This is a genomic window from Aureispira sp. CCB-E, from assembly GCF_031326345.1.
Classification (GTDB): Bacteria; Bacteroidota; Bacteroidia; order Chitinophagales; family Saprospiraceae; genus Aureispira.
In genome coordinates, this window is record NZ_CP133671.1 from 5,895,854 (window position 1) to 5,902,500 (window position 6,647).

A 6,647-nucleotide genomic window follows, 5' to 3' on the forward strand; every position below is an offset into this window, starting at 1 on the left:
TGACAATACATCAAACAGCCTCTATATTTTTTATTCGTTATCACGTTTCATGTAACTCTCCCATCCAATTTTCTTGTAAATTTCGGATTGTAAAGCAGGATTATCCGATTGATAAATGCCTCTTCCTACAATCATAATATCCACACCACGCTTAGAAAAAGCTTCATCAGGATGGTTATACGTTTGTCCTAAACCATCTTTTTTGCGATCGGTATTGATCCCTGGGGTTAACATCATAATCCCTGGATGTTCAGAACGATAATTTTGAGAAACCGTCCCTAATACAATATCACTATGTTGCTCCGCAATTTCGATAGCTTTAGTAGTATATTGCTTGCTTGTTAGGGTATCTTTGGTAGACATTTCTGCAACAACAATCAATGCCGTTGTATCTAATTTACCAGTTGCCTTTAATGCTTCAATACTAGAAGAGCCTGCTACAACATGTACTGTCACAACATCTGCCCAATCAGCTATACACAACGGTGCAGCAGTGAATTGTTGCATTACGATATGCCCTATATCTGCAAATTTTCGATCTTCAAAAATTAAAAAATTATGCTTTTCTGCCAGACTTTTCAACTCCTCTATAAGCTCAGGAGTAAAATCATTTAAATTATCTGTGTGTGTTTTTAACATACAGATATTGGGTCCAACAGCCTTCGCTAATGTTAAAAGTTCTTCTGACGTATTTACATCTGCCGAACAACACAAATTAGTTTTTTTCTTAAGAACAATTTCTGTCAAACGCTTGGCAACAGGATGCTTGGCATCCTTTCCTATTTTCTTATAACTATAAGATTTTTTTTGCTTCCTACGCTCTCTAACCTGTTCAAAGTCAATTCTATTGGTTTCAATAAACACGAGTGTATCAGTGTATTGTTTTTCATTGACTTTTCCACCTTCTTTAAGGATTTCTAAAATTTCTCGAATAGTATATACTGTTCGCACTTCGTAGCCATAGTCTCTCAACATAACAGCTCCACCTTGCATTCGATCAACAATTGATAACACATGCTTAATTTTTAATCCCTCTCCCTCTAAGGCTTCCAATGTCTCTATCATTGAAATTCCACTACTAATTACATCATCAATAACTACGCAAGTGTCATTGTCTTCATAAATACCTTCGACCATTTTTTTGGTACCGTGCTTTTTCTGTTCTTTTCGCTTCACAATCATAGATTTGGAATGAAGAACAGCCATCGTCGAGCTAAGAGATAATGCTGCATAAGGAACACCACATAAGTGATCAAATTCCGATTCGGCTACCAAATCCCAAAGCAACTCACTGATGTTCTTTAGGATGTCTGGGTAAGCAACAATTCGACGAAAATCAAGATAAAACGGTGACTGGAGGCCGCTTTTTAGGGTAAACTCTCCGAACTGGAGAACACCTAAATCAAATAGTTTAAGTGCAAGCTCTTTTTTGTTCATTAGTATTGAATTTCGGTTAGGATATGTACCTTTATTGGCGCAAAGGTAATTTAATCTTACTAAAATCAAAAAATAACAATCTCAACTTTTTAAGTATTATGTCAATTAATTTAAATACCACTATTGGTGGAATCGCCTTGAACAGCTGTATTTATAATGCTTCTGGTCCGAAATGTACCACAAAAGAAGAACTTGAAAATATTGGAAAAAGTTTTTCGGCGGCAATCTTAACCAAGAGTTCTACCCTAGAATTAAGAGAGGGCAACCCTAGTCCTAGATATTATGAAAATGACTTAGGAAGTATCAATTCTATGGGATTGCCCAACAAAGGGTATCAATTTTATGCTGACTTGGCAAAAAACATGAGGCAGTACAATAAACCCTATTTTGTCTCGGTTGCTGGACTTTCTTTAGAAAACAATCTAACCATGCTTCAAGATCTTAGTTCAGTTGATGCCATTGATGCCATTGAATTAAATTTATCTTGCCCCAATGTTCCTGGCAAACCCCAAACAGGTTATGATTTTGAACGTACACAACACGTTTTAGACAAAGTTTGTCAGTTCGATCAGCACACACTAGGCATTAAGTTACCTCCTTATTTTGACTTAATTCATTTCCGCCAAATGGCTGAAATTATCAATCAATATCCTATTAAGTTTGTTACTTGCGTCAACAGTATTGGGAATGGTTTGGTTATTGACATTGACCAAGAACAAGTAGTCATCAAACCTAAAGATGGTTTTGGAGGTATTGGCGGAGACTATATCAAGCCGACTGCATTGGCTAATGTTCGCCAGTTTTATTTACTGCTCAGAGATGATATTGATATCATTGGTTCTGGAGGGGCAAAAACTGGAAGTGATGTATTTGAACATATTCTTTGTGGTGCTTCTGCAGTTCAAATCGGAACTCAATATATGAAAGAAGGAGCAAGTTGTTTTGAACGAATCGAAAAAGAATTAAAAAATTTGATGCTCCAAAAAAATTATACGTCAATCAAAGATTTTCAAGGAAAATTACAATCTATCAAATAAACCACTGTTTATCAAATACTTACAGAAAAGGTTTTAGAGTTATTCTAAAGCCTTTTTTATTTCAAAACAAAGCACTGATAATCAGCCACTTAAACCCCTATGGATTAAATTCAATTACTAACATCTTATAAAAATGGCGCATATGTTAAAAAAATGTTAAGAAAATAAATAAAATTTGTATAGTCAATTTTGCCGCCATACATTCGTGCCAATTTAATCGCAAACAAACATTTTTAACAGAAAAAAGACGAACTATCATGATCGCAAATCCGCCGCTGGCAATCTTAGAAAAGAAACGAAAGGAATCTTCATTGTATCCAATCATTGAGCCTCATTTATTTTCACAAGTCGTGAATAAAATGAGGCTCTTTTTTTTGGAAAAGGGTTTCCTAGAAGTACACACTCAAAATCGTTTGAGCATTATGGCAGCATGCGAAGACCCAAAAACCATTGCTAGCTACAATTACCATGGCAATGTATGGCCACTTCCTCAAACTGGACAAATGTGGTTGGAGTATGAATTACTAGATAAACCTGATGTACCAGGTTATTTTTGTGTATCTACTTCTTACCGTAATGAACCAGATCCTGTAGATGGACGCCACTGTATTATTTTTCCAATGTTTGAATTTGAATTGAAGGGGGGAATTGATGAAATGATAAAAGTAGAAGGAGAATTATTGGAATACTTAGGTTTTGGAAAAGCAACGGATTTTCCTGGAGGCAAGTACGATGCAGTTGCCAAAGCATACGGAGTAAAAGAACTAGACAGAGAAGAGGAAACTCAAATAGGAAAAGACCACGGTCCTGTTTTCTTCTTGACACACTTTCCAGAGTACACTAGTCCATTTTGGAATATGAAAAGAAATGAAGAAGATTCTAATATTTCAGAAAAAGTAGATGTTCTTTTACATGGCATGGAAACAATTGGCTCAGCAGAAAGAAGCTGTAACCCACAAGAAATGAAGGATACTTTCTACACCATTGAAGAGGGTAAATATGCAGAACGCTTATTTGATCTATTTGGAAAAGAACGCGTTGAAGCAGAATTAGAAGAATTTTTACAACTAAACTTCTTCCCTCGTTCTGGTGGAGGCATTGGAGTAACGAGAATGATTCGTGCAATGCAACTATCTGGTTTGATTGAGGAATAATTCTAAAAAATAGTAAACGCTATTTTCAACTAGGGTAAAATCTAGGTTGGCTATGTATTCTCCATAGTCAACCTATTCCTAGTTTAATTACATTTCTTTTCAAAGATGATTTGCGATTTAAACTATAAAGAGATTATCACAAAATGTGGTAATCTCTTTTTTGTCTTTCCATTGTTGTATTATCTCACAGCAGCGAACTTAATTGCATTTTTAGACCATTCTTTTGTACTCCTAATTGTAGGGATTACATCTTCAGGTTGATCAACAAAAGACCACATTTTCATATGTTCTTGACTCATAAAACGCTCTTCTGCACAGCGTTCTAGCATTTCTTTTAGAGGGTCATAATAACCATTCGTGTTCAAAATAATAATTGGTTTGGTAAACAATCCTAACTTTTTAAGCGTAATTGCTTCTAACAACTCTTCCAAAGTTCCCGTTCCCCCTGCTAATGCAATCACCGCATCTACTCCATCAATTAACTTTGCTTTTCGCTCATGCATCGTTTGAGTGTATACAAAATCTAATACTTTCTTATGTCCCCACTCTACCTCATTCATAAATTGAGGCATAATACCTTGTATCTGACCGCCTTCTGCTAATACAGTATCCGCTAACTGCCCCATTAGACCAACACCACCTCCTCCATATACAACTTGTACTTCTTCCTTTACTAATACTTTAGCTAACTTATCAGTTGCCTCAAAAAAAGCGGCATTAATTTTTGTACTTGATGCACAATAAACACATACTTTCATTTAATTCTTATTTTTTAATAATACATTACTTTGCAGAAAAATTGCATCACTTTACTTCCTGAGTGCTGCATGGTTGGTTATCAACGGAGTATAATTCTATTGTTTCTCCTTATTAATTGATAATAGTTTACACTTATACAATGCCATGTAAAGCATAAAATAATAATGTCCGCTAAAAATTCATTATTTGATTTTGTAACAAACAAAAGACTATTTTGTTACAAATACTAAACAATAAATCTATCTTCGTTTTATCTAATAACAAAAAAGCGGCGATAAAATCTTATAGATCTTATCGCCGCTTTTGGCATATCGTTCCTAACTTTTCAACAGACTTTTTAAGAAAAAAAAAGAAGGCGGTGACCTACTCTCCCACCATAAGGCAGTACCATCGGCGCTGAAGGACTTTACTTCTTTGTTCGGAATGGTGAAAGGTGTCTCCCCTTCGCTATTGCCGCCTACTATTCTTTGTCCATTTCTAGACGTTTCTTCTGTTCTTGTTCTGAACTTTCTTTTTCTTGTTAATCAACAATTTCTATTGTCGATTTATTAACATACAATGGAGATAAACTAAAGCAATTTAGCTATAGATTCTTCTATTTAAAAAATAGAAAGCTTTCGGGTCATTAGTATTGCTCGGCTCCCTAACACATCACTGCGCTTCCACCTGCAACCTATCTACGTCATCATCTTTAACGTCCCTTCATGGAATACTCATCTTGAAGTTGGCTTCGCGCTTAGATGCTTTCAGCGCTTATCCATTCCGAACATAGCTACTCTGCAATGCACACGGCTGTACAACAGATACACTAGTGGTTCGTTCAACTCGGTCCTCTCGTACTAGAGTCAAAGCTTCTCAATATTCCTACGCCCACAACAGATAGAGACCGAACTGTCTTGCGACGTTCTGAACCCAGCTCGCGTGCCACTTTAATGGGCGAACAGCCCAACCCTTGGGACCTTCTCCAGCCCCAGGATGTGACGAGCCGACATCGAGGTGCCAAACCTCCCCGTCGATGTGAGCTCTTGGGGGAGATCAGCCTGTTATCCCCGGAGTACCTTTTATCCTTTGAGCGATGTCCCTTCCATTCAGAAACACCGGATCACTTAACCCTACTTTCGTACCTGTTCGACTTGTTTGTCTCGCAGTCAAGCTCCCTTGTACTTATACGCTCTTTGCATGATTACCAACCATGCTGAGGGAACCTTTGGGAGCCTCCGTTACTTTTTAGGAGGCGACCACCCCAGTCAAACTACCCACCTAACGATGTCCCCACACAGGGGTTAGTCTCTAAGCAATTGAAGGGTGGTATTTCAACAACGACTCCACCAGCACTAGCGTACCAGCTTCATAGTCTCCCACCTATCCTACACATCAACTACTCAAAGACAACGTTAAGCTATAGTAAAGGTTCACGGGGTCTTTTCGTCCCGTTGCGGGTAATCGGCATCTTCACCGATACTTCAATTTCACCGAGCTCATGGCTGAGACAGTGCCCAGATCGTTACACCATTCGTGCAGGTCGGAACTTACCCGACAAGGAATTTCGCTACCTTAGGACCGTTATAGTTACGGCCGCCGTTTACCGGGGCTTCAGTTAAGAGCTTCGCCGAAGCTAACCCCCTTCCTTAACCTTCCGGCACCGGGCAGGTGTCAGACCCTATACTTTGCCTTTCAGCTTCGCAGAGTCCTGTGTTTTTGCTAAACAGTCGCCTGGGCCTCTTCACTGCGGCTCAGTTTTTACACCGAGCGACGCTTCTCCCGAAGTTACGCGCCCATTTTGCCTAGTTCCTTAGCCATGATTCTCTCGTGCACCTTAGGATACTCTCCTCGACCACCTGTGTCGGTTTACGGTACGGGTTCCTGTAATCTATAGTTTAGCAGCTTTTCTTGGAAGTATGACTAATGGCATTATCTATCCACTCCATAGAGTTTCTAGTACTATCGAGTTTCCTGTGATGTGCGTACTTCACTACACATCCTACGTCCACTCTTCAACGAGCTATTCCATCAGCTCGCAGCCAACCGCCTGCTCCGTCCCTGCTTCACAATTACAGCAAGTACTGGAATATTAACCAGTTCGCCATCGACGCCGCCTCTCGGCTTTGCCTTAGGTCCCGACTAACCCAACTCTGTCTTGCATAGAATTGGAATCCTTGGTCTTTCGGTGAATAGGACTTTCACCTATTTTATCGTTACTCATGCCTACATTTTCTTTTCTAAGCTCTCCAACATGCCTCACAGCACATCTTCGCTGACC

General features: G+C 38.7%; 4 protein-coding genes and 2 rRNA genes (1 of these 6 cut by a window edge). 2 read left to right on the plus strand and 4 right to left on the minus strand.

Features of this window, described 5'->3' with window-relative positions; translation table 11 throughout:
* Positions 1–30: 30 nt before the first annotated feature.
* Positions 31–1,437: an orotidine-5'-phosphate decarboxylase gene (gene pyrF / locus QP953_RS23020; protein WP_052593805.1), complete on the minus strand. Its 1,407-nt coding sequence runs from the start codon at positions 1,435–1,437 to the stop codon at positions 31–33.
* Positions 1,438–1,535: 98 nt separating this feature from the next.
* On the opposite strand from pyrF, the gene QP953_RS23025 reads away from it, so the two are divergent.
* Entirely contained in the window at positions 1,536–2,474 is a 939-nt protein-coding gene (locus tag QP953_RS23025) for a dihydroorotate oxidase (RefSeq protein ID WP_309553084.1), read from the plus strand.
* Between the two features lie 257 nt (positions 2,475–2,731).
* Positions 2,732–3,628, plus strand: coding sequence for an amino acid--tRNA ligase-related protein (locus QP953_RS23030; RefSeq protein WP_076784499.1), 897 nt, complete (start codon positions 2,732–2,734; stop codon positions 3,626–3,628).
* Between the two features lie 179 nt (positions 3,629–3,807).
* Here QP953_RS23030 and QP953_RS23035 read toward each other — a convergent pair whose 3' ends face one another.
* From QP953_RS23035 to QP953_RS23045, 3 genes are all read right to left on the minus strand, one after another.
* Positions 3,808–4,386 (minus strand): TIGR00730 family Rossman fold protein, encoded by a 579-nt coding sequence (locus QP953_RS23035; protein ID WP_309553085.1) that lies wholly within the window; start codon positions 4,384–4,386, stop codon positions 3,808–3,810.
* Between the two features lie 351 nt (positions 4,387–4,737).
* A 5S ribosomal RNA gene (gene rrf, locus QP953_RS23040) occupies positions 4,738–4,848 on the minus strand.
* Between the two features lie 144 nt (positions 4,849–4,992).
* A 23S ribosomal RNA gene (locus tag QP953_RS23045) occupies positions 4,993–6,647 on the minus strand; it runs 1,213 nt beyond the window's last position.